The sequence below is a fragment of the Marinomonas sp. ATLA20 genome (assembly GCF_057180105.1).
Genome location: NZ_JBXUKU010000005.1, coordinates 132,750 through 158,253, shown reverse-complemented (window position 1 = coordinate 158,253; position 25,504 = coordinate 132,750). Strand labels below are relative to the sequence as shown.

Annotated in this window: 19 protein-coding genes; 14 read left to right on the top strand and 5 right to left on the bottom strand. The window is 44.2% G+C overall.

Annotated elements, in window-relative coordinates; genetic code table 11:
- The first annotated feature begins 43 nt into the window (after positions 1–43).
- The 12 genes from AC2A4J_RS10345 to AC2A4J_RS10290 all read left to right on the top strand — a co-directional run bounded on the left by AC2A4J_RS10345 (position 44) and on the right by AC2A4J_RS10290 (position 12,528).
- Positions 44–295: a hypothetical protein gene (locus tag AC2A4J_RS10345; protein WP_484175942.1), complete on the top strand. Its 252-nt coding sequence runs from the start codon at positions 44–46 to the stop codon at positions 293–295.
- Between the two features lie 242 nt (positions 296–537).
- Complete coding sequence (locus AC2A4J_RS10340; RefSeq protein WP_484175941.1) at positions 538–1,401, top strand: lipase family protein; 864 nt, start codon at positions 538–540, stop codon at positions 1,399–1,401.
- Between the two features lie 403 nt (positions 1,402–1,804).
- Entirely contained in the window at positions 1,805–2,959 is a 1,155-nt protein-coding gene (locus AC2A4J_RS10335; protein WP_255824855.1) for a mandelate racemase family protein, read from the top strand.
- Between the two features lie 92 nt (positions 2,960–3,051).
- A complete protein-coding gene (locus tag AC2A4J_RS10330; protein ID WP_255824856.1) occupies positions 3,052–4,662 on the top strand; it encodes an ABC transporter substrate-binding protein in 1,611 nt (536 codons plus the stop codon).
- Positions 4,663–4,763: 101 nt separating this feature from the next.
- A complete protein-coding gene (locus AC2A4J_RS10325) occupies positions 4,764–5,798 on the top strand; it encodes an ABC transporter permease (RefSeq protein WP_255824857.1) in 1,035 nt (344 codons plus the stop codon).
- On the top strand, positions 5,795–6,697 hold the full coding sequence (gene nikC, locus AC2A4J_RS10320) for a nickel transporter permease (protein ID WP_484175940.1): 903 nt from the start codon (positions 5,795–5,797) through the stop codon (positions 6,695–6,697). The genes AC2A4J_RS10325 and nikC overlap by 4 nt, the downstream gene beginning before the upstream one ends.
- Positions 6,698–6,709: 12 nt before the next feature.
- Positions 6,710–7,549, top strand: a complete 840-nt coding sequence (locus AC2A4J_RS10315; protein WP_255824859.1) for an ABC transporter ATP-binding protein — start codon at positions 6,710–6,712, stop codon at positions 7,547–7,549.
- Between the two features lie 11 nt (positions 7,550–7,560).
- On the top strand, positions 7,561–8,343 hold the full coding sequence (locus AC2A4J_RS10310; protein ID WP_255824860.1) for an ABC transporter ATP-binding protein: 783 nt from the start codon (positions 7,561–7,563) through the stop codon (positions 8,341–8,343).
- A gap of 282 nt (positions 8,344–8,625) precedes the next feature.
- On the top strand, positions 8,626–9,567 hold the full coding sequence (locus AC2A4J_RS10305; RefSeq protein WP_484175939.1) for an ABC transporter substrate-binding protein: 942 nt from the start codon (positions 8,626–8,628) through the stop codon (positions 9,565–9,567).
- Between the two features lie 17 nt (positions 9,568–9,584).
- A complete protein-coding gene (locus AC2A4J_RS10300; protein ID WP_484175938.1) occupies positions 9,585–10,604 on the top strand; it encodes a FecCD family ABC transporter permease in 1,020 nt (339 codons plus the stop codon).
- Positions 10,601–11,686: a FecCD family ABC transporter permease gene (locus AC2A4J_RS10295; protein ID WP_484175937.1), complete on the top strand. Its 1,086-nt coding sequence runs from the start codon at positions 10,601–10,603 to the stop codon at positions 11,684–11,686. Before AC2A4J_RS10300 ends, AC2A4J_RS10295 begins: the two co-directional genes overlap by 4 nt.
- Positions 11,683–12,528 (top strand): ABC transporter ATP-binding protein, encoded by an 846-nt coding sequence (locus AC2A4J_RS10290; protein WP_484175936.1) that lies wholly within the window; start codon positions 11,683–11,685, stop codon positions 12,526–12,528. The genes AC2A4J_RS10295 and AC2A4J_RS10290 overlap by 4 nt, the downstream gene beginning before the upstream one ends.
- A 50-nt stretch (positions 12,529–12,578) precedes the next feature.
- Here AC2A4J_RS10290 and AC2A4J_RS10285 read toward each other — a convergent pair whose 3' ends face one another.
- From AC2A4J_RS10285 to AC2A4J_RS10270, 4 genes are read right to left on the bottom strand one after another with little or no spacing between them, the layout of a single operon-like run.
- Positions 12,579–15,296 (bottom strand): Hsp70 family protein, encoded by a 2,718-nt coding sequence (locus AC2A4J_RS10285; RefSeq protein WP_484175935.1) that lies wholly within the window; start codon positions 15,294–15,296, stop codon positions 12,579–12,581.
- Between the two features lie 3 nt (positions 15,297–15,299).
- Positions 15,300–17,078, bottom strand: coding sequence for an Hsp70 family protein (locus AC2A4J_RS10280; RefSeq protein WP_484175934.1), 1,779 nt, complete (start codon positions 17,076–17,078; stop codon positions 15,300–15,302).
- A gap of 3 nt (positions 17,079–17,081) precedes the next feature.
- Positions 17,082–17,690, bottom strand: coding sequence for a DUF2760 domain-containing protein (locus AC2A4J_RS10275; protein ID WP_113915722.1), 609 nt, complete (start codon positions 17,688–17,690; stop codon positions 17,082–17,084).
- Positions 17,691–17,711: 21 nt separating this feature from the next.
- On the bottom strand, positions 17,712–19,640 hold the full coding sequence (locus AC2A4J_RS10270) for an ATP-binding cassette domain-containing protein (RefSeq protein WP_484175933.1): 1,929 nt from the start codon (positions 19,638–19,640) through the stop codon (positions 17,712–17,714).
- A 260-nt stretch (positions 19,641–19,900) separates the two neighbouring features.
- Between AC2A4J_RS10270 and AC2A4J_RS10265 the strand changes: the two genes are divergently transcribed.
- On the top strand, positions 19,901–20,995 hold the full coding sequence (locus AC2A4J_RS10265) for an efflux RND transporter periplasmic adaptor subunit (protein WP_255824870.1): 1,095 nt from the start codon (positions 19,901–19,903) through the stop codon (positions 20,993–20,995).
- 11 nt (positions 20,996–21,006) lie between these two features.
- Positions 21,007–24,195: an efflux RND transporter permease subunit gene (locus AC2A4J_RS10260; protein ID WP_484175932.1), complete on the top strand. Its 3,189-nt coding sequence runs from the start codon at positions 21,007–21,009 to the stop codon at positions 24,193–24,195.
- Between the two features lie 94 nt (positions 24,196–24,289).
- Here AC2A4J_RS10260 and AC2A4J_RS10255 read toward each other — a convergent pair whose 3' ends face one another.
- Positions 24,290–25,465 carry an O-succinylhomoserine sulfhydrylase gene (locus AC2A4J_RS10255; protein ID WP_484175931.1) on the bottom strand — a complete coding sequence of 392 codons (1,176 nt, stop codon included), beginning with the start codon at positions 25,463–25,465 and terminating at the stop codon, positions 24,290–24,292.
- Positions 25,466–25,504: the final 39 nt, after the last annotated feature.

The following is a 25,504-nucleotide window of genomic DNA, read 5'->3' as shown; positions in this document are numbered from 1 at the left end:
TACGAGATTCGCCAAGTTATTCCTCTCATAAAAGTGATCAGTCATGGCCAAACCAAATAAGAAAGCCCCAAGTAAAACCATTGATATCTTTTGCAACCGATGTAATACGGCTTTATTCAAGTATAAGAAAGGCGGTAAAGGCGCGTTGGTTAAATGCTTTAAAGAGCGCATTGTTGAAGACTTTACACATACACCCTGTCGTTGTCCTCAATGCGATAAAGAATTCGCCCGCGATACATTAGTGCGAGGCACACCGGCCTTAAAATTTATTGGCGGAAAAGTCTGCTTTAAATAATTATAAAAGGGCAAGAAAAACAACTGGGGGCACCAGTTACTATGCTGAATTGTATGATCGGCATAACTTGAAATATACACTCCCATGGAACATGGCAGGCTCCCCTCATACTTAATACTAAAAAAGATGGCACAAAGAAGGATTCATCAAACGCCCGCACAAGATTGCAGCAAATAACTGTTCGCGTTTAACGTTTTTTAGTACCCTCTTGGCTTCATTTCAACACGTCATCGACAATAATCATGTTTAAGTTTTTAGCACTTTGTTTTTTCTTCATCATCCCATTTCAATTGGCGTTTGCTTCCCCTAACTTTGCCACTATAAAAACACAAGCAAAGCTATCAGACGACACTTATCTAGAAGAAGGCACACTCAAACAACGCCTTCAAGAACAGGGTCAAAAACTGGTGCATCAATCTTTAATTCCTTTGTCTCAAGTAAGTTATTTTTTAAGTCGTGCAAATGGCGTCCAAACCATTGCCATTCGCGGCACTGCAAATTTAGAAAATGCCATGCTGGACTTAGATTTGGAATTAAGACCAGACGCCATTCTTGATGTGAAACTACACCAAGGTTTTGGCTCTGGAGCAAAAGCCGTTTATGAGGATATCAAACCATTTTTAGCGAAAGACAGACGCATCCACCTAACAGGTCACAGTCTGGGTGGTGCTATTGCCGTAATCCTTGCCATGTACTTGCAAAAAGATGGCTACTCTGTGGAGCAGGTAATCACTTTTGGCCAGCCTAAAGTGACGAATGTCACAGGCGCAAACAAGTTTGATGATTTACCATTGACTAGAGTCGTCACGCTTAATGATATTGTTCCTTTAGTTCCACCTATCAGCCCGATGCAGATTAGAGACTTAGATATTTTTTGGCACATGGGAGAAGAAATAATTCTCATGAACAAAGGCGAATTTGCCCAAACTAATGGCGTAAAAGCTATGCTAAGAGCGACCAAATTCACAACATCGATCCCAAGCGAAAAGAACTTAATTGCACATCAAATGACGACTTATATAAAGCTGATTGATCAGCTCCAGACATCGGCAGAGAAAATACCTTATAAAACCGATATTAGCCTTTTTGGCTTCTCACTCGATTAGCCACTAATCACTTCCCAACTCCCCTTATAACAAAATTCCACGAATCATTTTTTGACCTTCCGCTTTGCTTAATCCTTCTACAACACGACCTAACACCCCCTGATTTTTAACAAAACATTGCCACTAAAGATCACTCTACAGTTAGAAATAAAAATCCTTATACTTATCAAAAACCCTTAAATTATTGTTTTTAAATGTTTTTTATTTTAACACAATCATTTCGAACAAACTTTTTCTAAACAACTCTTGACTCAATTAGTTATACATCATACAACTTAAAGGGGAGATAAATGAAATGGCGTTTTAATTTTAAATGTCAGGTGTTTTATTTAATTTTATTTGTCTTCACATACATATTAAAAGTCTCTTAAAAGATAAAAATATTAAACAGGATGCTTACTTTATGATCATTAAATCCATTTCAGTGGACGTTTTTACTTTTCCTTGCCGTCGATCTGTAGATACCGCAGGCCATGCCCATCCTGGTGATGAAAAGCATACCAAAATGGCAATGTTGCGTATCACAACCGAGTCTGGCGACGAAGGTTATGCCTTTGGACCACCGGAAGTAATACGTAAACACATCCTAGACGCCTTCGCTCGAAAAGTACTTATCGGACAAAACGCCATGCACAGAGAACGCCTATGGCAAGAGCTTGCTCATTGGCAACGTGGTAGCGCTGGTCAATTAACCGACCGGGCTCTTGCATTAGTTGAACAAGCCCTGTGGGATCTTATTGGCCGTAAATTTAACACTCCAGTGTACCAACTTCTTGGTGGCTACCGCGACAAAGTTTTAGCTTACGGCAGCACAATGTGCGGTGACGAGCTTAAAGGCGGCTTAGCAACCCCTGAAGACTACGCCAACTTTGCAGAAACACTTGTAAAACGTGGCTACAAAGCCATCAAGCTCCATACTTGGATGCCTCCTGTTTCTTTCGCCCCTAGTCCAAAAATGGACATTCGCGCCTGCGCCGCTGTGCGTGAAGCTGTTGGGCCAGATATTGCGTTGATGTTAGATGGCTACCATTGGTACAGCCGCACAGATACGTTCAAAATCGGCAAAGAGCTAGAACGTCTTAATTTTGAATGGATCGAAGAACCAATGCCGGAAGAATCTACAGAGTCTTATGCATGGCTGACAAAAAATTTAGATATTCCGGTATTGGGACCAGAGTCACTTTCAGGCAAACATTTTAGCCGCGCAAGTTGGGTTAAAAATGAAGCCTGCGATATTTTACGCGCAGGCGTTGCAGGTGTCGGTGGTATTGGGCCGTGCATGAAGGTCTCTCACCTTGCCGATTCTTTCGGAATGAACTGCGAAATCCATGGTAACGGTGCTGCTAATCTTGCGGTTGTTGGTGCGATTAAAAACTGTGCTTGGTATGAACGTGGATTACTTCACCCATTTCTAGAATACGATGATGTGCCAGCCTATCTCAATAGCATCGTCGATCCTATGGATGAAGATGGTTATGTTCATTTACCTCAAAAGCCTGGTTTAGGTGAAGACATTAACTTCGAATACATTGCCAATAACACAGTGGAAACCTATTAATTAAATCACATAAAAAATGAAACGTCGCTGGCACTATGAGCACCAGTCAGCGGCAATGCTTATCCATTACAAAAATAAAGAGGAAGCAAAAAATGAATGTTTCAAATCTGCTTAAATATTGTGCACTTTCAATAGCGGTTAGTGCCACTATCGCTCCCAGTGCGAATGCTATAACACCAGACAATCAACTGGTTATCGGTATGAGTATGGATAACCTATTATCCCTCGATCCGGCTTCAGCCAGCGGCCTAGATGTAGTTGGCGTGAACTCTAATTTATATGACATGCTAATTGAGTTGGCACCAAAGGAGCCATCAAAAATTTCACCTGCTATCGCGAAAACTTGGACTATAAGTGAAGACGGTAGCCGCATCACATTTCAGTTAAGAGATGATGTCACCTTCCACTCTGGCAACAAACTAACAGCACAAGACGTCGCTTGGTCATTTCAGCGCGTTTTGAAGCTCAATTTAGCTCTAGCTTCTACTTGGAAAACATATGGTTTTACTGCTGATAATGTCGAGCAAGCTATCCAAGCAAAAGACGATTACACGGTTGAAATAACCTTACCAGAAAAAACAGACCCTAAATTAGTTCTCTATACTCTGGGTAGCTCTCCAAGTGCTTTTATCATTGATAGCAAGGAAGTCCTAAAACACGAAGTAAAAGATGATTTAGGTCATGCATGGTTAACAACAAATGCAGCAGGATCAGGTCCTTTTAAGCTAAGGGATTGGCGAGCAAAAGACCGCGTACTCATGAATAGATACGATGACTATTGGCGCGAACCGTCCGAGATGAGCCGTATAGTAATGCGCCATATGACAGAGTCTCAATCATTGCGTTTGATGCTTGAGCGTGGCGATATAGATATCGCCATGGGCATGTCAATTCCTGACATCGAAGCCTTAAAAAAAGATGATAATGTCCGTGCTGAAGCGAATATTCGAGGCACTCTTTACTATGTTGCCGTGAGCATGAAAGACCCTAAATTTTCGAACAAAAAAGTACGAGAAGCCCTACGCTATTTGATCGACTATAAAGGCATTAACGATTCAATTATGCCGAACTACGGTGTTTTGCATCAACGTCCTCTCAAATTAGGACTGGATGCTACCCTTCCTGAACTTGGTTACGGATTAAATGTAAAAAAAGCCAAAGCGCTACTAGCAGAAGCTGGCTATCCAGATGGATTCAAAACCAGCATTCGAGTGCTGTCTCAACTGCCTTTTATTAACATCGCCACCAGCGTGCAATCTACCCTTGCTCAAGCAGGTATTGATGCAGAGATCATTACCGGCACAGGTAATCAGGTATATGGCGCGATGCGTGAACGTAAATTCGAGATGCTCGTTGGTCGCGGGGGCGGAGGTATAGAACCACATCCTCATTCCAGCCTGCGTTCACTGGTTTACAACCCTGATAACAGTGATGAAGCTAAACTGACTAACTTCCAAGGCTGGCGTACTGGGTTTTATAGCCCAGAAATTAACACCATTATTGAAAAGGCTTTATTAGAAAAAGACACTCAAAAGCAAATTGAAATGTACCAAGACGTCCAAAACCTTTATGACACTCAAATTGGTGCCATCTTCCCTATTTCACAAATGGTAGATACCGTTTTACTTAGAAGCGATGTGAAACACTACGAGGGTCACCAAGCTGCAACTACGCGACTAAGAGAAGTCACTAAAGAGCGTTAAGGGAATTCTTTTTCAACGAAAGTACTGGTCTATATTGGCCAGTACAGCCACTAGTTGCCTCGTTTCTAGTGGCTTTCTCCCCTTTATTTTGGAGATTTACTTTGCTTACTTTCCAGTTATCGAATGTGCGCTTTAAGCATTTTCTTGGTGGCCTAAGCTCCGTCGCCATTACTCTATTAGGTTTGCTTGCATTGACGTTTTTCATCGGTCGGGTAATGCCCATCGATCCTGTTCTATCTGTCGTAGGACCCGATGCAGATAATTCAACGTATGAACAAGTTTACCAAGAAATGGGGCTTGATAAGCCTCTCTACATGCAATATTTGTATTATTTGAATGACATTGCTCATGGGGATTTTGGCAATGCCCTACTGACTGGTCGTCCAGTGATAGAAGATATTGCACGTGTTTTTCCAGCAACACTGGAACTCGCCACCATAGCGATTATTTTTGGTATTTTTATCGGTATTCCATTAGGAGTATACGCTGCAGTAAACAAAGGTCGTGCTGTTGATCATATTATTCGAGTTATCAGCCTCTTTGGTTATTCAACACCCGTATTCTGGGTGGGTATGATAGGTCTGATTATTTTCTATGCTTGGCTTAATGTCGTCGGCGGATCTGGGCGCGTAGATTTGGCTTACGATGGTTTTGTCGATCCAGTCACTGGCATGCTACTGATAGATTCGGCCTTGGCAAAAGACTGGGATGTGTTTCAAAGCGCCATCAAACACATTATTTTGCCAGCCTTTATATTGGGTTTAAACGCCGTTTCTTTTATCACTCGTATGACAAGAAGCTTCATGTTGGAGCAGCTTTCACAAGAGTACATTTTGACAGCTCAAGTTAAAGGTTTACCTAAACATGTTGTCATCTGGCGCCATGCATTTCGCAATATTCTTGTGCAATTACTCACTATTATCACCCTCTCCTATGGTGCGCTATTAGAAGGTGCAGTATTGATTGAAACTGTCTTTGCTTGGCCCGGATTTGGGCAATATCTTACCAGTAGCTTGCTACTCGGTGATATGAATGCAGTTGTTGCATCCATCTTATTGATTGGTCTGATTTTTATCTCACTGAACTTGCTGACAGATTTGCTTTATCAAGTATTTGATCCGAGGACACGAAAATGATTACAAATTCAACTATAAAGTCATCTGCCACCTCAAAATCAACCAACGACAGCATAATGATGTTATTACAAACGTTTGCGCATGGTTGTAAACGAATCATTCGCAACCCTTTGACTGCAGCAGGACTTATTGTCGTAATGTTGCTGCTCATCATTGCCCTGTTCGCTCCTTGGATTGCAACTCATAACCCGCTTGCTCAGCAGCTTAGCAATAGCTTACAAGCGCCTAGCTCCGAACATTGGTTTGGCACCGATGAATTCGGCCGTGATATCTTTAGTCGCCTTGTCTACGGCTCTCGCATAACCCTGTATATCATTGCTTTAGTCACGATAATTGTTGGGCCGATTGGCTTAGCGATTGGGACTATTTCAGGTTATTTCGGCGGCGTGATCGATACCGTATTCATGCGGATTACCGATATTTTCATTTCTTTCCCAGGACTTGTACTTGCCTTAGCTTTTGTTGCTGCTTTAGGGCCTGGCCTTGAACATGCAGTAATTGCCATAGCATTAACAAGTTGGCCTCCTATAGCCCGTTTGGCACGTGCTGAAACACTGCAATTACGTAAAGCGGATTATATTGTGGCGGTTCAATTACAGGGAGCCTCTTCTAGCCGCATCATTTTTCGTCATATTGTTCCGATGTGCTTATCTTCTGTAATCGTACGCCTGACTATGAACATGGCAGGAATTATTTTGACTGCAGCAGGCTTAGGTTTCTTAGGGCTAGGAGCTCAAGCGCCATTGCCTGAATGGGGTGCAATGATCTCCACTGGCCGTAGTTATATGTTGGAAAATTGGTGGCTTGTTGCCGCCCCTGGCGCCGCAATTATGCTCGTCAGTTTAGCATTCAACTTACTTGGCGATGGTCTGCGCGACCTACTCGACCCTAGAAACTAAAGGTGTGATTTTATGCAGAATACAAAATTAGAAGTCAAAAATCTCCAAATTAGCTTTTCTCATGAAGGGAGCCAAGTAAATGCCGTGCGCGACGTTTCTTTTTCACTAGGACAAGAAAAGCTAGCCATTGTAGGAGAATCGGGATCAGGCAAATCCACAGTTGGGCGTAGTTTAGTAAAACTACATCCTAAAAATGCCACAGTAGAAGCCGAAAAACTGCAATTTGGCGATATCGACTTATTAAAAGCCAACGAAAAAACCATGCAAGATATTCGCGGTCGTAGAATTTCGATGATAATGCAAGACCCTAAATTTTCGCTAAATCCTGTGATGCGAGTCGGCGATCAAATCGCTGAAGCTTACCTTGCACATTACAAGGTAAGTAAAAAGGCCGCCAAAGAAAAAGCCTTAGCTATGCTAGAAAAAGTACAAATTCGTGACCCAAAACGAGTCTACACCCTTTACCCTCACGAAGTGTCTGGTGGCATGGGTCAAAGAGTTATGATCGCCATGATGCTGATTCCTGAACCAGAAATCATCATTGCTGACGAACCCACGTCGGCGCTTGATGTTTCGGTACAGCGCCAAGTGCTCAACCTACTTGATGAGCTTATTGGAGAAAGAAATATTGGCCTGATATTTATCAGCCACGACCTAGACCTAGTGCGTAATTATTGTGATCGAGTACTGGTTATGTACGCGGGGCGTGTTGTGGAATCGATCAAAGCCAGTGAACTAGAAAATGCCCAACACCCATACACACAAGGCTTGCTCAAAGCACCACCTAGAATAGGCGACATTCGAAACCGCCTTCCGACCCTGCAAAGGGATCCTAGCTGGCTATACAATTAAGAGGGAGCGTTATGAACATAATTGACATAGACAAACTCAACTTATCTTTTGGAACAGGCGCCAGCGAAAGCAAAATCCTGCACGACGTTACTCTTCAGATTCAAACAGGAGAGTCTTTTGGCCTAGTCGGAGAGTCTGGCTCAGGAAAAACAACTGTCTTACGCTGCCTTGCAGGACAATACCATCATTGGTCAGGCCAACTGTCTGTTAATGGAAAACATCTACAGCATAAGCTCGACAAGAAACGCTGTATCGAAATGCAGATGGTCTTTCAAGACCCATACGGATCATTGCACCCAAGGCACAGTATTGAGACAGCATTAGCAGAACCTTTGAAAATCCATAGAATGGATAACAGAGACGAACGCATTAGCTCCATACTCAAAAAAGTAGGTTTGGATGATAGCTACCGTTATCGCTCGCCCCACCAATTGTCTGGAGGCCAACGTCAACGTGTTGCTATTGCCAGAGCCCTGATACTTGAACCAAAGATCCTTTTATTGGATGAACCAACATCAGCGCTGGACGTTTCTGTACAGGCAGAAATCTTAAATTTATTAAAAGACTTAAAAGAAAAAGAAGGGCTCACTTACCTCATGGTTACTCATGATCTAGGTGTGGTGTCTTACCTCTGTGATCGTGTTGCCGTTATGCAGAATGGCCATATTGTAGAAACCATATCATCAGAGGATCTTGCTAGTCATAATGCGTCGGAACCCTATACTAGAATGCTACTTGATTGTTGCTTTCATACAGAAGCCACACTCAACTCTGCGACACTTAGTTCTCCATAGAACGTATAATTGATATATGTAAGCGCTCAGTGAATTGAGCGCTTTTCCTTTAGTTCTTCCCCTTAAACTACCTCCTCCTCACAATTAACTATGTTGTAAAACGTTACGTTGCACATCTCGTTACGCTTAATTGAAAATAAATAGTTAAAAATATTAATAAGAAGCGTTATCATTATCATCGTTTATTAGCCTACCAACCGCTTCTAGTAGTCTTGATCACTTACTTTCAAGAATGCGCCACAGAAAAAGCTGATGTAGATATTCAATTCAAAGGAATCCATTATGTTACTTAATCGTCCCTCTATTAAGAAAGTCTTACTCTGTGCTTGCCTTTCTGCTTCTGTTAGTGCCTTTGCCAGCGAACACAGTGTCACTACAAAATATGGCGAAGTGAAGGTGAACGATGAAGTCAAACGCATAGTAACGCTATCTGAAGATGCCCTAGACAGTGCCATTGCACTGGGCATAAAACCTCTAGGCGCAATTGCAACCCGTGGTGGCGATTCTGTCGCTGAATACATTCAAGAACGCACTAGTGGCGTTAATATGGTTGGCACCTCTCGTCAAAACAACTTAGAAGCTATCGCAGCTCAACGTCCAGATTTGATTTTAGCATCGGCGTATTTGCCTCAGGATCAATACAATATTTTATCGAAAATCGCTCCGACCGTTGTTCCTATTTCACCTGGAATGGTTTCTGACAGCTGGATCAGTGTTGCTAAAGTCTATGCTCAAGCGTTAAACAAAAGCGATCAAATGGATGAAATCCTAAGCGACATAAAAGATCGTGAAAATGCATTAAAAGAAGTCATTACCAATAGACTTTCTAAAAACGAACGTTCAGCAACTTTAGCTCGCTGGATGCCCCAAGGCCCTATTGTGATGTCTTCGCAGATTTTCTCTACCGATGTGCTTGCTGCGACCGGATTCATCATTAATGATGCTGGTGTTATCAAAGAAGGCCGCCCACATAGTAGCCCTCTTAGTTTAGAAAACTTAACTAAAGTTGATAGTGCTTGGTTATTCTTGGCAACACTAAATAGTGAAGGTAAAGATGCTTTGGAAGCAGCTAAAACATCGCCGTCTTTCTCTCGCCTTAATGTGGTAAAAGAAGACAAGGTTATCGCAGTAAATGGACAACTTTGGACAAGCGCCGCTGGCCCACTTGCCGCACATGCCATTCTTGATGACATTCAAACAGTGTTTGACCAAAAAATTAAATAATAAGATATCTACTCTAAATGATTAGTTGGTTTCACATACCTCCTGCACAGCGTCCACTATTTAGCTTGTTTGTGCCAGCACTCTTAGTGCTGGCACTTTGCTGTTTCTGTAGCTTATTATTTGGTGCTGGCGGCTTAAGCCTTCAAGCTTCCTTTCAAACCTTATTAGGCAATGGTTCTGCAGACGACCAATTCACCGTATTTCATTTACGCGCAAACAGAACACTTGTTGGTTTATTTGTCGGTCTAACATTGGGAATTGCTGGCGCGCTTATGCAAGCTGTTGCTCGTAACCCATTGGCAGAGCCTGGTTTGCTTGGCGTCAGTGCGGGAAGCTCTTTTGCCGTTGCCATTACCTTGGTACTAGGTGCAAGTACGGCGACATTAACCGTTGGTATTGCTCAACTTGGCGCCTTGATAGGCTGCATTTGTGTGCTTAGCGTCGCTCGCATGCAAGGACAACAAAACGACCCCATTCGACTAGTACTGGCCGGTGCAGCACTTTCAAGCCTGTTACTTGCAGTGACCTCTCTATTATTACTGTTTGACCAAAGAGCCGCCGATGAAATTCGCTTTTGGGTAACCGGTAGCGTTGCAGGCAGAGATACCAACACTCTGTTCTCACTATTACCTTCCATGTTGATTGCTGGGCTTTGTATCTTATACGCAGCAAAGCCGCTTGCGTCATTAGCACTAGGTGAGCGAGTTGCCATTGGCTTGGGACACAAACCGCAACGTATCCGCGCTGTTGTCATTGTAGCCGTTGCTTTACTCGTTGGTGGTGCCACCGCGATTGCTGGTCCCGTTGCTTTTATTGGCCTAGTGGTTCCCTTCGCTGCTCGTGCTTTAGTGGGCCCCGATATTCGTCGTACTTTGTGGTTATGTTTACCACTCGGGCCGATTATTGTTATTGCCGCAGACGTTGTATCACGCCTTGTTGCACAACCAGCCGAAATGCCGCTAGGCGTACTAACCGCCATTATCGGCGCCCCAGTACTTTTATTGATTGTGCGCTCACGAAGAATGCCGACATTATGATAAATCAAAGCCTCTCGCTTCCTAATGATGAAGAAGTTACATCTGCACCAAGCGGTCACTGCCTATTGCCTTTAGGCCGAAATGCAATTTTATTGATAGAGAAGCCCGCAATAATACGCAACGCTTGGCTGTTAACCTTGTTGGCTATCGCTTGTATCGCAACCCTTGGTATTGGCACCATGCCTATTTCACCAAAAGAAGTCATTGCCGTTTTATTTGGTCATGGCAGCTCAATGAGCCAATTCATAGTGCAAGATTTACGTTTACCCCGTTTATTAGCCGCTCTATTCACTGGCGCCGCTTTCAGTTTGGCTGGCTGTTTAATGCAAACCATGGCAAGAAATCGGCTTGCGACACCAGGCATTATCGGTATAGATAACGCCGCTATGGCATTCGCTGTGTCTTCGGTGGTTGGTATGGGAATTTCTCTCGCACCTTCCGTGATGGCATTAGCGGGTGCAGCAACGGCAACCGCCTTGGCGTTTGGTTTAGCAGGTGGAAGTGGCACACGAGGATATCGTTTCATCGTTGCGGGTATCGGTATTGGTGCCATTGCGGGTGCGATAACACAATTACTCTTAAGCCAAGTCAGTATAGATGTAGCAAACAGCGCTTACCCTTGGACGGTCGGCAGTTTAAGCGCTCGCGATCCTATGATGGTAAAGGTATTAGGCATTGGTCTAGGCGTTTGCTTAGTTGCTTGCTTACTTTTCGCCTCTCAGTTTGCCTTGATGCCCTTCTCTGACCAAGTGATCACAGGCCTTGGGGCCAATATAAAATCCATTCGAATCATTGCATTAGTCTTATGTATCACACTAACAGGTCTTGCCGTTGCCGTGGCTGGTCCTGTTGGTTTAGTCGCCTTAATCGGCCCTGAAATTGCACGAGTTCTGGCACGCTATCGTGGTATTCCATTAATAAGCTCTGCACTGACTGGCGCCTTAGTAATGATAATCGCTGACCTCTTTGGTCGAACTGTATTATCCCCAATAGAACTACCTGTTGGTATAGTCACTGCCGTTGTTGGCGGCCCTTACTTAATTTGGATACTTGTTCGACGCACTTCAAGGACTTCACTATGACGGCTACGTCTCTACAATTTACACAGACACCTAAAGAAAATACTTACAAAACATCCTTGGCACGCCTAGGTGCAGAAAAGCTAACCTTAAAACACGGCAAAACTAGCATCATTGAAAACCTAGATGTTTCGCTACCAGAAGGAAAGGTAACCGCTATTGTGGGACCAAATGGCTGCGGTAAATCAACATTGCTGAATGGCTTGTCTCGTGTTCACTCACCAAGCTCTGGTGTAGTACTACTAGACGGTAAAGACATTCACACACTCCCTTCTAAAGAAGTCGCGAGGCAGCTCGCCCTCTTGCCACAAGACACACTCGCACCTGACGGCATTACAATCGAAGAACTTATTCGTTTTGGTCGCCACCCTCACCAAAGCTTATTAAAACAATGGGCAATGGATGACCAGCAAGCTATTAATTACGCCTTAAACGCCGCAGATTTAGAAGGGCTCAAAGATCGATTGTTAGACACACTCTCAGGCGGACAGCGCCAACGCGCTTGGATAGCCATGTCGATTGCCCAAGAAACGCCATTACTTTTGTTGGATGAGCCTACATCGGCACTGGACTTGGGGCATCAGATTGAAGTGTTTGAATTGATACGACATTTATCCAAACAAGGTAAAACCCTCGCAATGGTGGTTCATGATTTGCCCAGTGCTTGCCGTTATTCAGATCATATTATTGCTATGAAAAAAGGTGAAATCATCACCCAAGGCAGTCCAAAAGAGGTAATGACAAAAGAGCTGGTACGTGAATTATATGGTGTTGAATGCGACTTAATTCCGGACCCAATGACTGGCAGTCCTATTCTCATTAATATGAAGCGAGTTAGAAACTAAATACATACAAAGGCAAAACAGATACTTCATAGACCTATTTTGCCTCCAAATCACAAACGTAAACCCAGCGGTAAGCTCTCACCGACCAAGGCGTTTAGTTCATCGCTGTTAATCTCGATTTGGCTTTCCAAACGTTCTAACCATTGGGCGGGGCATTTATCTTTTTTGAGTTTATTAGCGACTTTTTTGCGCATAACGCTCATTTTGTCAGTTTCACCAAGGCTGACTTGGCTCATTAAAACAGCGGCCAACCCTGCTTGCTTACGCTTCTTCCAATCTTCCTTGAGAACCGTCTCTAGAATCGGAAAAAGTTTATCCTCAGCAATTCTCTGCTCTTGCTTGCCAGATAAAAGATGACGAGAAGCTATGCGCCCTATTGTCCACCAAGCGGTGTCTGGCTCAGAGGTTTTCTGCAAACGCTTTAGTAACCAATCTATTGCGGTGGTTTTATCTTCATTAGACAAACTCTCTAACGCACCAACCAAACGAATTAAATCGTCACTGGATTTAGTCGTCAGTGCTTTCATCTTGTCACGAGAACGCTGCCCTGTTGGGGAATAGTATTGGCTAAACTGTTTAAACAAATGCGCTTGTTGTTCCACCGATAAGCCACCAGCAATACGACGATATAAGGTCCAATATTGCCCCCATACGGGTGCTGTATCAAACTGAGCGCCTGCTTTAGTGGTATTAACGACTTGTTGAACCCGTGCCAAATCATCCGCGGCACCAAACCCTGGGCGTAAACAATAGCCCATGAGCTGCAACCATTGTCGCTCATGCTGGGCGCTTTTGGTTCGACCCGATTTTACACTTAACAGTTTATCCACCAAACGTCGTGAGGTGGCAAGATTCCAATCATCTCGATTGCCTAACAACTGGTCCAAATCCTGTTTAAGCGATTTCACTAAGTCAGGATTTTGTTTTTGACCCGCACTGGAAAAACACTTAGCTAAATGCTCTTCAGCTTGCCCCATATTGGCATGCAGCAAACCACTTTCATCAGCTTGCTCAGTCTCTTGTGAGGAACCCACATGGGTAGAGAAATCCAAACGCCACTGGTCTTTCTGATTATTGGCGTTTAACACCACTTGCAACACACCAACCTCGGTCATTTGCACCGATAGTGTTACCGCGGTTTCTTGGGATTCGATGGAGCCATCTAGCTCTGTCATCAAGGTTGAAATGTAATGCAATCCATTTTGATCACAAACGTTACCGACGACACAATCAATATGGTCATCTGATCGATATAAGGGGAACTGAACTTGCTGGCCCAGAGTCACAAAGAACTCTTGTTCCAAGCGGATAATCTCACCTTTCAAGGTGTCTTTTGGCAAGATACCGACGAATTGATCTTCGCCAAGCTTCAAATACAAACTGTGTGCCACGCCACTTTCAATGCGTGTACTTTCGCCTGCTAAAGCGTTCAAATACATGGCCGCGCCTTTGGCAACCGCGTCGTTGGGTTCGTCTGCACTACAAGCCAAAATTGGCTCAGAAGACCAAGTATTGAGCTGCTCTAACAAACGCGACTTCAATATCGGACTATTAAATAAACCACCATTAAACAACACCGCATCAGGCATAGGCGAGCCTGTTGCTGCTTCAATTACAGTTTTATGCTGCTGCAAAAACGCCGCTAAATGACGTGTAAAAGCGGGATCAGATTCGTAAGGCAAGCCCAAGGTGTGCATGGCGTAATCGCTCTTTTGCACCTTGTCATCGCTATTCACCATAGGAAAAAAGCCATTGTGAATTTGTTCTAACAAAGCATCTCTGGAAACATCAAACTTTTGTGAGCCGCCAATTAAACGACTACCACCGCCAAGCACCGTAATACTTAGGGATTCTGGAGCGCCTTCACCTAACAAAGTTTCTTTTGCCTGACGAGTTTGTTGAACCAATGCCGCTAAGCGCGTAGCTGACAAGGCAGAAATTTGTTTTGGATCTAACTGAAACGCCAAGGCTTGATCTAGATTATCGCCACCCAGCAATAAATGCTCACCTACGGCAACACGCTTCAGAGATACACTGCTGTTTGAAGGCGCAGACTTGATCGCCACCAAACTAAAATCACTGGTGCCACCGCCGATGTCGACAACCAAAAGCATCTTTTTATTCGCTAACGCAGCGAGCTTTTCGTCATCACTGATGTAGTGGTAACAGGCCGCCTGCGGCTCTTCAAGCAGATATAAATCCTGTAAACCTGCCAACTTCGCCGCTTCTAGTGTCAAAGCTCGCGCCTCTTCATCAAAAGAGGCTGGCAAGGTTAACGCGATGGATTGCGACTCTAGCGGTGCATCCGCAAAGCGATGATTCCAGCTTTGCTCAATGTGTAATAAAAGAACTTTACTCGCTTCAAGAGGACTGAGTTTCTTTGAGAACTCACTCGCCCAAGGCAAAATAGCGGAGCGTCTATCAACCTGACGATGGCTTAACCAACTTTTCGCGCTTTGTATCAATTGTCCGGCTCGACGCTGGCCTAATGCCAACGCACCAACACCAACAATGCGCTCTTTATCATGATGGCGCCAAGGCAAAACCGGATCGATTTTACCTACCTCATCGGAGGCCAATACATAAATAGCACTGGGCAAATACGCAAGCTCTTGCACAGAACCATCCGCCATCACTTGCGGAATGGGCAATAATTCTGGCGCATTTACATTCGAATCATTTGATACTGGTATATAAGAGACAACACAATTGGTTGTCCCCAAATCAATGCCTACGCGATAAGTAGAAGGAAAAGCCGTCTGCGCCATGTATTAAGACTCCCTGACTTGAAACTCAATAGTCCAACTTAGGTCTGATTGGGTATCGTGTGCTTGTAACAGCAACAGCCCCAATTCAGTAACACGGGCCGTCAGATAGACTCGCACCATATCGCCAGCTTGATAATGACCTGCGTCTAATCGTACCGACAAAGGGTTCAATTCATTTAGCTGGGGAACAGAAAACGAAGCAATGACCTTACCTACCGATTCCACATTGCTGTTTTTCGATTGGAAGAAACGGAATGTCACACTTTCGCCAACCACAAGAGAAAACTCGTTCGGCAACATTTGCTCTTCTGAACCTTCCTCCAACCCAAATGGTGCCACACAAATAGCATCCACAGGAGGTGCCATTCCAGGAATCGCTGGCATTGGACTAGCAACGCCAATGTAGTAGTTTGCCGCTAGGCCACTTTTTACTTTAACGCCGCCTTCAGCTTGCACTTGGGCATAATATGTCGCGCCTTTAGCAACCGCATGGTCCAAATGAGACGGCGTTAACATAGTTAATTCGCGGCCACCCAACGATTCGGCCAGCATAGAAGCCAAACGGGTTTCTAGGGTATTGCGAATGACACTGGCATTGAACACACCACCGTTTAACAACACCTTGCTTGGTTTCACATCATGCTGAGCTAAGAATTCGCTGATGTGACGAGTGATCGCTGGATCACCTTCGTAATCCAAGTTAATCGCACTGAAACCACTACGTGCTGTTTTTTGAGCTTGATCACCTAATTGAACTTGTGGAAAAAAGCCATCAATCAAAAGCTGTTGCACATCATTCTGCGTCAAGGTTGCTTTGATGCTGTTATTAAACAGACTGCGACCACGACTAGGCACAACAACGCTCACGTCGCCTAAATCCGCATTGGTTAACAAACGTTCTTTTGCTTCTCGGCAAGCTTGGGTCAAACCGCTAATTTGCCAAGGCTCAAGATTAGTGCCGTTTTGCGCTAGCTGAGCAGCCAAATGGTAAGTCAGCGTCAAATCCATATTGTCGCCGCCAAGAAGAATATGACGACCCACAGCAACACGCTCTAGACCAAGCACTCCATCTTGCTCTACCGCTTGGATTAACGATAAATCTGTTGTACCACCACCCACGTCGACAACCAAAATATGCTCATTGACATCTAGGCTTTCAGCCCAGCTTTGCTGATCACTTAACCAGGCATAAAATGCCGCTAACGGCTCCTCAATCAAACGAGCACGCAAACCGACTTTCTCAGCGGCTTGTTCAGTAATAACACGAGCAGCGGGATCAAATGATGCCGGCACGGTAATAACAAGAGTTTGCTCGGCAATTGGCGCATCAGGGAATTGATGGTCCCATGCACTAACCAAATGCGCTAACAAGGTTTCTGTCACCTGCGCTGGAGACACTTTTTCTACTTCTTCAAGCGCATCCACAGGTAATACCGCTTCATCAGCACTCACGCGAGAATGGCACAACCAGCTTTTAGCACTCTGTACCAATCGACCAGAAGATTTCGCACCCAACTCACGCGCCAGCTGTCCGACAACAAAATCCGCTTTGCCCCAAGGAAGCTGTAAATCGCTCTCTAAAAATTCACCTTGGTGAGGAAAATACACAAAAGAAGGAAGTAAAGGACGAGCATCCACTTGACCTGCCGCGATAAACTGCGGAATCGCCAATTGTTGAATACGCCCTACTTGATCTGATTCGGTTGCCATTTGGCTAGATGGCGAATAATAGACAGCCGAATGCGTGGTACCTAGGTCGATACCAATGAAATATTGACTCATGAGTTATACCTCGATTTCAGCTGGCGCTAGAATATTTAGGCTTTCTGTATTGGTTACTTTTGGCAGACGCGTTTCCGTCACTTTCCAACCAGGATGAATCAGCGTGCCAGAGTATGGGCCATCACCCTCCACTCGACCTTCAAGCTTGATCTGCTTGGAATCGTAACCAGATGGCACTTCTACACGGCTATTTTCCGCGGCGCTGTTCACAGCATCTAGAGACACGACATCGATGGTAAAATGTTGCTTCAATACTTTAGAGCAACCAGCGTGAATTTGGCGAGACGCCGCCCCCACATCCGCATCGCTGTAATCATCAATGCTTTCTTGGATGAAATCGATAAAGCGCGCTTCTTGTTGTAACAGTTGTAGTAACTGGTGCGCTCCGTCAGCGTTGACTGTATCCAAAACAGGTGCAGCGACTTCGATTTCACGAATCACTTCCACTTCTTCTGTTATGACTTTAGGCTCGACTTCGAAGGCAAATTGCTCGCCTTGATCAACCGTTTGACAGCGAGCGGCATAGTCGCCGCTCCCCATGTATTTAAAGAACTGACCAAAAGCGCCAAAAAAGCGCGGTATAAATGAAACTGGTTTAATTTTATTCGTCATAATCTACCCGTTTTGCGCAATTTAACCGTTTTGCATTTCTTCAAGCTCTAACCAACGCTCCATGGTTGTTTCAAGCTCTTCTTCTTTATGCGCTAGTTTTGCTAAAGTTTTCTGAACCTTATCCGCATCCTCGGTATAAAACTCTGGCGCGCTAGTGGTGACATGCAACGCGGCGATCTCTTCTTCCAACTTCGCGATGGTCGCAGGCATATTGTCAAATTCGCGCTGCATTTTATAGCTTAGCTTCGCTTTTGGTTTCGCCTGCACAGAGGTTTTTTTATCCTCTTCGACTTTTTTTGCGTCTGCTTTGGCTTTTTCTTTTTTAGTTGGTATGTCGTCAGTTTGCGATGTAGATTCTGTTGGGAATTTACCACCTTGACGAATCCAGTCTTGATATCCACCAACGTATTCTTTCACTCGGCCTTCACCTTCAAAAGCAATTACGCTGGTGACCACGTTATCTAGAAAAGCACGGTCATGGCTTACCAATAACAAGGTGCCATCGTAGCTCATTAGAAGCTCTTCAAGCAGCTCTAAGGTTTCCACATCAAGGTCGTTGGTTGGCTCATCCATGATTAATAGATTGGCTGGGCGAGTGAATAACTTCGCTAGCAATACACGATTTCGCTCACCACCAGACAATGCTTTTACTGGAGTACGGGCGCGCTCAGGCGGGAAAAGGAAATCACCAAGATAGCCAATAACATGTTTGTTCTGACCGTTGATTTCAATAACGTCTTTACCTTCACCAACGTTTTCCGCAACCGTTTGTTCTGGATCTAGTTGCTCACGCAGCTGATCGAAATACGCTACGTTAAGTTTCGTACCTTGACGCACCAATCCGGTTTCAGGCTCAAGATCCCCTAATAGAATTTTAAGGAAGGTACTTTTACCGCAACCATTTGGCCCAATCAGACCGATTCTGTCTCCACGGTTTACCACGAAGTCCATTGGTTGCAGAATCACTTTGTCTTCAAATGAATGACCAACTTGGGTGAATTCAGCTACCAGCTTGCCAGACTTATCTTTGGTCTCAATCGCCATTTTGGCATTGCCTTGGCGATTAATACGTTCAGAACGTTCTTCACGTAAGGCTTTCAAAGCACGAACTCGACCTTCATTACGGGTACGACGTGCTTTAATACCTTGGCGGATCCAGACTTCTTCTTCTGCAAGGCGCTTATCGAACAAGGCGTTTGCACGCTCTTCTTCTTCGAGCATCTTCTCTTTAAAAGCAAGGAAAGCGGTGATGTTGCCGCTGAAGGAAATAAGATTACCGCGATCTAGTTCAATGATACGGTTAGCCAATTTCTCTAGGAAACGACGATCATGGGTAATAAATAAGATCAAACCGCGGAATTGCTGAAGCTGTTGCTCCATCCATTCGATTGTTGGTACATCCAAATGGTTAGTCGGCTCGTCTAGTAGCAAGACATCTGGGTTAGAAATTAGTGCCTGCGCTAAGATAACGCGACGACGCCAACCACCAGACAATTCAGACATCAGCTTATCAGCAGGCAAGGCCAAACGCTGAATCATGTGATTCACACGTTGCTCTAAATCCCAGCCTTGAATTCGATCTAATTCAGTCTGAATATCACTTAATTCATTGGCGTGATCATTCTCGAAATCTTCTAATAACTTGAAGTAGCGAGTCATTAACGAATGCGCTTCACCGGCGCCCTCACTGACCACTTCACGAACGGTTTTTTCATTCGCATCAGGCAATTCTTGTGGAAGCTGACCAATAGTCATGCCTCCTTCTAAGCGAACAACGCCTTCATCGGCAACTTGTTCGCCTGAAATGACTTTTAACAGTGTCGATTTACCCGCACCATTGCGACCGATAATTGCAACACGCTCTCCAGCTTCGGCTGAAAAACTGATTTTTGACAGCAGTGGATTATGCCCAAAAGCAACACTGATCTGTTCTAACGACAATAGACTCATATCTATCCATATAAAGTAAAAATTTTGTGGCGGTATAGTATCATCCTTCTAACCGAAGGTTCAGCAAATAGACGAGACTAGCGATTAAAAAGAAACAGTTTTTTGTTGGTTAAAAATATTTTTAGCAACTTTGATCATAAAATGAGGGTGTAATATTGCTATTGTCTGCGCAAGATTTAATCTAAAACGCTTTCTTCCTTATTATTTACGCATATACTAACCCCACATAATGATAATTTTTATATTTCACGGAGTGTCAAATGGAGCTTAAAAGCAAGGTAGGGCCAATAACAGCAGTGGTCGTTGCCGTCGCAACCGTAACTTGGATGATTGCAGGAGGCAATGGAGTTACGGTTAGCCCAACAGGAAAAACCCCAAATGAGAATACTGTTTCTTCACAGTCAACAGAAAGTAAGCTAGCTTACCCAGTTCAAGCCAAAACCCTTATCACCAAAACGATTGAAATGCATTTGCCGTTAAGTGGAAAAACCTTGGCTGATGAAACACTTCAACTTATAAACACATACCCAGGCCGAATTACGAAGCTCCCCGTCGAAAAAGGTCGTTTTATAAAAAAAGGCAGCTCAATCCTGCAAGTTGATACTCGAACCTTAAAAGCACAAATAGAACAAGCTGGGCTACTAATAAAGCAGAAACAACTTGAACTTGATGGCATCAGAAAACTAAATGCAGGCAATTTCACATCGAAAGTCAATTTAGCCCAAGCCGAAACGGATCTAGCCTCGGCAAAAGCGACCAAAGAAGCCCTATTGATTGATTTAGAAAATGCGAATGTAACAGCGCCCTTTTCTGGCATATTGAACACATTGAACGTACAAGAAGGTCAAGTATTAGCGGCTGGCGCGGCTATCGGCACCTTAGTTTCTGTGAATCCAATTAAAGTTAGCGTGAATATTCCACAAAATAAAATCCAGTTTATAAAGCTAGGCACCCAAGGTAATATCCGTCTCGAATCTGGCTATGAAGCACAAGGTTTTGTTTCCTATATCAGTACCACGGCTAACGAATCCAGCCGCACCATCAGTGTCGAGATGCAAGTAGACAATCCAGATAATGCTATTCCTGCAGGTTTAACGGCTGCTGTAGATTTCGTTTTAGATGAACAAAGAGCTCATGCCTTCTCTCCAGCGCTTCTTACCTTAGATGACTCAGGCAGAACAGCCATAAAAACCATCAGTATAGACAATACGGTTGTTGTATCAACTGTCGAAATCATTAAATCAGAACGCGACCAAGTTTGGGTTCGCGGCCTCCCCGACAACGTGAACATTATCACCGTCGGACAGGGCTTTGTGTCTGCGGGCGATAAAGTCGAAGCCCATTACCAAAACTAAGGAGGCCCAATATGCAAACATTGATTGAGGCGGCCTTAGCTCGCTCTCGTACTGTAATGATGTTTTTCGTCCTCATACTTATTATGGGTACGGTTTCTTACATCGAAATTGCCAAGGAAAGTGATCCTGATATCACCATACCGATGGCCTATGTATCAGTATCGCTGGAAGGCATCTCGCCTGAAGACGCAGACAGTTTATTAGTTCACCCTCTGGAAAAAGAATTAAAAGGCTTAGAAGGGTTAAAAGAACTCAAATCTACAGCCTCAGAAGGCCATGCATCAATCATGCTGGAGTTTGAGTCTGGCGTCGATATTGACCAAGCCATTAGCGATGCTAAAGATAAGGTAGATAGAGCCAAAAGCGAATTACCTGATGATGCCGATGAACCGACTGTCACAGAAATCAACCTTTCCACCTTCCCAGTATTACGTGTCAATTTATCGGGTAATGTCAGTTTCGCGACACTGAGTCGTACGGCAAAAAACTTACAAGATTCTATTGAAGCAATTGATGGTGTACTAGAAGCTAAGATCAGTGGTGACCGTGACCAAGAAGCTCAGATTATTATTCGTCCCGAACAGCTTGAATCCTATAATTTGTCCTTATCAGATGTCGCCAACTTCGTTTCTGGCAACAATAGATTGGTGGCCGCTGGGAATTTAGACACTGGGGCTGGACGTTTTTCACTGAAGGTTCCCGGTCTACTGAAAACCAAGGAAGATATTCTTAACCTTCCAATCAAAGTTGACGGAGATCAAGTTGTCTTATTAGGAGACATAGCTACTGGCGAACTGACTTTTGAAGACCCAACAAGTTACGCCAGAGTCGAAGGCAAACGTAGCATTACGCTTGCAGTCTCTAAGCGTGTTGGCGTCAATATCATTAACACCATTGAAGCGGTAAAAGCAGCGGTTAAGAGTGAAAGCGAACAATGGCCAGATGGCATCGAATACAACTTAACTGGTGATAAATCCACAGACATCGAGACCTCTCTAAACGACTTATTTAATAACGTTCTCGCGGCCACCCTGCTAGTAATGATCGTTATTGTATGGGCTCTTGGAGTGCGAAGTGCTTTTTTAGTCGGCCTAGCCATTCCTGGGGCCTTTCTATCTGGTATTTTAATACTCGATTTGCAAGGTTACACCATCAACATGGTTGTGCTTTTTGCCTTAATTCTCAGTGTTGGCATGCTCGTTGACGGGGCCATTGTTGTGACTGAGTATGCCGATCGAAAACTAGCTGAAGGCGCATCCAAGCGACAAGCCTATAGTGAGGCCGCAAAACGTATGGCATGGCCTATCACAGCCTCTACAGCGACCACATTAGCGGTATTCATGCCATTACTTTTCTGGCCCGACATAGTCGGAGAATTTATGCGCTTCATGCCTATTACCATCATAGCGACACTGGCTTCGTCTTTAGTCATGGCGCTAATAGTATTACCGACCATCGGCTCTATCATTGGTAAAAAAGGTGCCTATACAGAAAAAACCATGCGCGCACTGCGCATCACAGAAACAGGTGATTTGTCCGAACTTACTGGTCCAACAGGCTTCTATGGCAGAATGCTGACTCGTTTAGTGGAGTACCCAGTTTGGGTGCTATTGTTCACAATAGTGTTACTCTTCACTATTTTTGCCAGCTATGGCAAGTTTGGTAAAGGCGTTGAATTTTTTCCTAATATCGAACCTGAATCAGCTAACCTAGATATACGTGCCCGCGGCGATCTATCTTTAGAAGAAAAAGACGCATTAGTGAGACAGGTAGAAGAGCAAGTTATTGGTACACCAGCACTAAAAAGTGTTGTTGCAACAACATATGCCACACCAGGCAACAATGCCGCACCTGATAGCATCGGCTCTATTACCATGGAATTTACTGATTGGTACAAACGAGAATCCGCTGGCGTCATATTGGACCAAATAAGGGAAAGAACGAAACAAATCCCTGGCATCGAAATCAGCGCAGAAAAAGAACAAGGCGGCCCCCAATCAGGTGCAGACATTCAGCTACAGCTTAGTTCAAACTATTCTGAAGCCCTCAACCTTGCTGCTGATGAGATTAGTAAACAGCTTTTATTAAGAGATGAAATCATTACGGTCAGTGATGACAGGTCTCTCGCTGGCATTGAATGGCGTATTGATATTAATCGCGAAGAAGCAAGCCGGTACGGCGTCGACGTCAACAGCCTTGGTAATGTTATCAAACTGGTTACCACAGGTATAACTTTAAGTGACTTTTTACCAGAAGGGGCTGATGACAAAATTGATATCGTTTTACGCTATCCAGTGAATCAACGTAGTCTAGATCAACTGGATCAGCTACAGATTCCAACGAATCAAGGCAGTATTCCAGCCAGCAACTTCATTCATCGATATGCCGCACCTAAGCAAGGTGTGATAAATAGAACCGATGGAAAGAAAACCATTAAAATCGATGCCGACGTGAAAGACGGCTTAGTGGTTGATGAAGTAATTAAAGCCATCAAAGTAAAACTAGATGCCGCCGGTATAGATAAATCCGTCAGCTATGAGTTTCGGGGCAACACTGAAGACCAGCAAAAATCCATGGCTTTTTTGATCAAGGCATTTGGTGTTGCGTTTTTCATCATGGCGATCATTTTGGTGACTCAGTTTAATAACTTTTTCCAATGTTTATTAATCCTGAGCGCGGTAATCTTTTCGACCATGGGTGTATTCATTGGACTTATGGTCAAAGGGCAACCGTTCGGCATTGTAATGAGTGGTGTCGGTGTTATCGCTTTGGCAGGGATTGTTGTTAACAACAATATCGTTCTAATCGATACTTTCAATGGTTTGCGCAAGCAAGGCATGATGGTTCGCGAAGCGGCCATCAGAACAGGCGTTCAACGATTAAGACCGGTTATGTTAACCACCATTACCACTATTCTTGGGCTTGTCCCCATGGTGTTTCAGCTCAATATCGACCTAATTCATCAATCCTTCAGTATTGGCGCGCCATCGGCCCAATGGTGGACGCAATTATCCACTGCCATCGCCGGAGGCCTCACCTTTGCAACGCCATTAACGCTTATTTTAACGCCTTGTTTATTGGTTCTGGGCTATCGTAGAAAAGAACAAAAGCGACTGCAAGCCTTGGAAGGACAAACGGTAGAGCCCCAGCCGTCTAAAAATACGCCCCTGAAGGAAGGAAGCCAAGACAGCGAAATTTAACAGGGCAAACACAAAGCCTCAGCAAACAAAAAAGCGGACTCAGAAATTACTCTCAGTCCGCTTTTTTATAAGCCAATATTTATAACGAAATATACTAGGCCAACTGATCCAGCGCCACTTTAACATCGGCAATGATGTCATCAATGTCTTCTAAACCAACGGACACACGAATCAAGCCTTCAGCAATTCCAGCTTTGGCTTTTTCTTCATCCGTCAAACGACCATGAGTGGTTGTCGCAGGATGTGTCACCAAGGTTTTGGTATCACCCAAATTTCCTGTAATCGACATCAATTTAGTGGCATTAATAACAGACCAAGCAGCTTTACGGCCACCTTCTACTTCAAAGGACAACAAACCACCAAAATCTTTCTGTTGCTGTTTAGCAAGTTCATGGTACTTGTGGCTCGGCAATCCGCCATAATTGACTTTAAGTACTTTAGGGTGCGCTTCTAAATATTCCGCCAACTTCATCGCGTTTGCAGAATGAGCAGTCATACGCAATGACAAGGTTTCGAGGCCATTTAATAGCACCCAAGCATTGAAGGGGCTCATGCATGGACCAGCACTGCGCATAAAGGCAGTGAAAACATTGATGATCTCTTGACTAGCAATTAAAGCACCGCCCAGACAACGACCCTGGCCATCAATAAACTTAGTGGCTGATTGCATGACGATATCAGCACCTTGCGTCAAAGGATTCTGCAGCGCTGGTGTCGCTAAAACGGTATCAACACACAACAATGCACCTTTCGCATGCGCCAATGCCGCTACACGAGCAACATCAACCACTTCATAAAGTGGATTAGACGGCGTCTCAAAATAACAAAACCGTGTATTTTCGTTAATCGCCTCTTCCCATGCAACATAGTCAGTCGCATCGACATAAATAACTTCGACACCAAACTTGGTGGTGTAAGTATTAAAAAACTTAACCGTTGAACCAAAAATATTACGTGAACACACCACACGATCACCAGCCTGCAATAAGCTATATGCCAACGTCATTAACGCCGCCATACCAGAACTTGTCGCAATCGCTGCCTCACCTTTTTCTAGGGTCGCTAAGCGCTTCTCAAACAGCTCGACCGTCGGGTTAGTAAAACGAGAATAGACATTACCATCCTCATCACCAGAAAACTTGCCTGCCGCCTCTTCTGCACTCGCATAAGCAAAGCTCGAGGTCATAAAAATGGCTTCGCTGTTTTCTTGTTCTTGCGTTTGACGAATACCTGCACGAATCGCATTCGTAGCATCTTTATAATCTGCCATTACATCACTCCAAGCCACTTTTCAAAATCATTTCCCAAA

Excerpts from the sequence above, each read along its gene's own strand:
- AC2A4J_RS10255 (WP_484175931.1), bottom strand. The coding sequence starts at position 25,465 with ATGGCAGATTATAAAGATGCTACGAATGCGATTCGTGCAGGTATTCGT.
- AC2A4J_RS10300 (WP_484175938.1), top strand. The coding sequence starts at position 9,585 with ATGATTAGTTGGTTTCACATACCTCCTGCACAGCGTCCACTATTTAGC.
- AC2A4J_RS10315 (WP_255824859.1), top strand. The coding sequence starts at position 6,710 with ATGCAGAATACAAAATTAGAAGTCAAAAATCTCCAAATTAGCTTTTCT.
- nikC (WP_484175940.1), top strand. The coding sequence starts at position 5,795 with ATGATTACAAATTCAACTATAAAGTCATCTGCCACCTCAAAATCAACC.
- AC2A4J_RS10265 (WP_255824870.1), top strand. The coding sequence starts at position 19,901 with ATGGAGCTTAAAAGCAAGGTAGGGCCAATAACAGCAGTGGTCGTTGCC.
- AC2A4J_RS10270 (WP_484175933.1), bottom strand. The coding sequence starts at position 19,640 with ATGAGTCTATTGTCGTTAGAACAGATCAGTGTTGCTTTTGGGCATAAT.
- AC2A4J_RS10295 (WP_484175937.1), top strand. The coding sequence starts at position 10,601 with ATGATAAATCAAAGCCTCTCGCTTCCTAATGATGAAGAAGTTACATCT.
- AC2A4J_RS10305 (WP_484175939.1), top strand. The coding sequence starts at position 8,626 with ATGTTACTTAATCGTCCCTCTATTAAGAAAGTCTTACTCTGTGCTTGC.
- AC2A4J_RS10260 (WP_484175932.1), top strand. The coding sequence starts at position 21,007 with ATGCAAACATTGATTGAGGCGGCCTTAGCTCGCTCTCGTACTGTAATG.
- AC2A4J_RS10280 (WP_484175934.1), bottom strand. The coding sequence starts at position 17,078 with ATGAGTCAATATTTCATTGGTATCGACCTAGGTACCACGCATTCGGCT.
- AC2A4J_RS10285 (WP_484175935.1), bottom strand. The coding sequence starts at position 15,296 with ATGGCGCAGACGGCTTTTCCTTCTACTTATCGCGTAGGCATTGATTTG.
- AC2A4J_RS10345 (WP_484175942.1), top strand. The coding sequence starts at position 44 with ATGGCCAAACCAAATAAGAAAGCCCCAAGTAAAACCATTGATATCTTT.
- AC2A4J_RS10330 (WP_255824856.1), top strand. The coding sequence starts at position 3,052 with ATGAATGTTTCAAATCTGCTTAAATATTGTGCACTTTCAATAGCGGTT.
- AC2A4J_RS10275 (WP_113915722.1), bottom strand. The coding sequence starts at position 17,690 with ATGACGAATAAAATTAAACCAGTTTCATTTATACCGCGCTTTTTTGGC.
- AC2A4J_RS10310 (WP_255824860.1), top strand. The coding sequence starts at position 7,561 with ATGAACATAATTGACATAGACAAACTCAACTTATCTTTTGGAACAGGC.
- AC2A4J_RS10290 (WP_484175936.1), top strand. The coding sequence starts at position 11,683 with ATGACGGCTACGTCTCTACAATTTACACAGACACCTAAAGAAAATACT.
- AC2A4J_RS10340 (WP_484175941.1), top strand. The coding sequence starts at position 538 with ATGTTTAAGTTTTTAGCACTTTGTTTTTTCTTCATCATCCCATTTCAA.
- AC2A4J_RS10335 (WP_255824855.1), top strand. The coding sequence starts at position 1,805 with ATGATCATTAAATCCATTTCAGTGGACGTTTTTACTTTTCCTTGCCGT.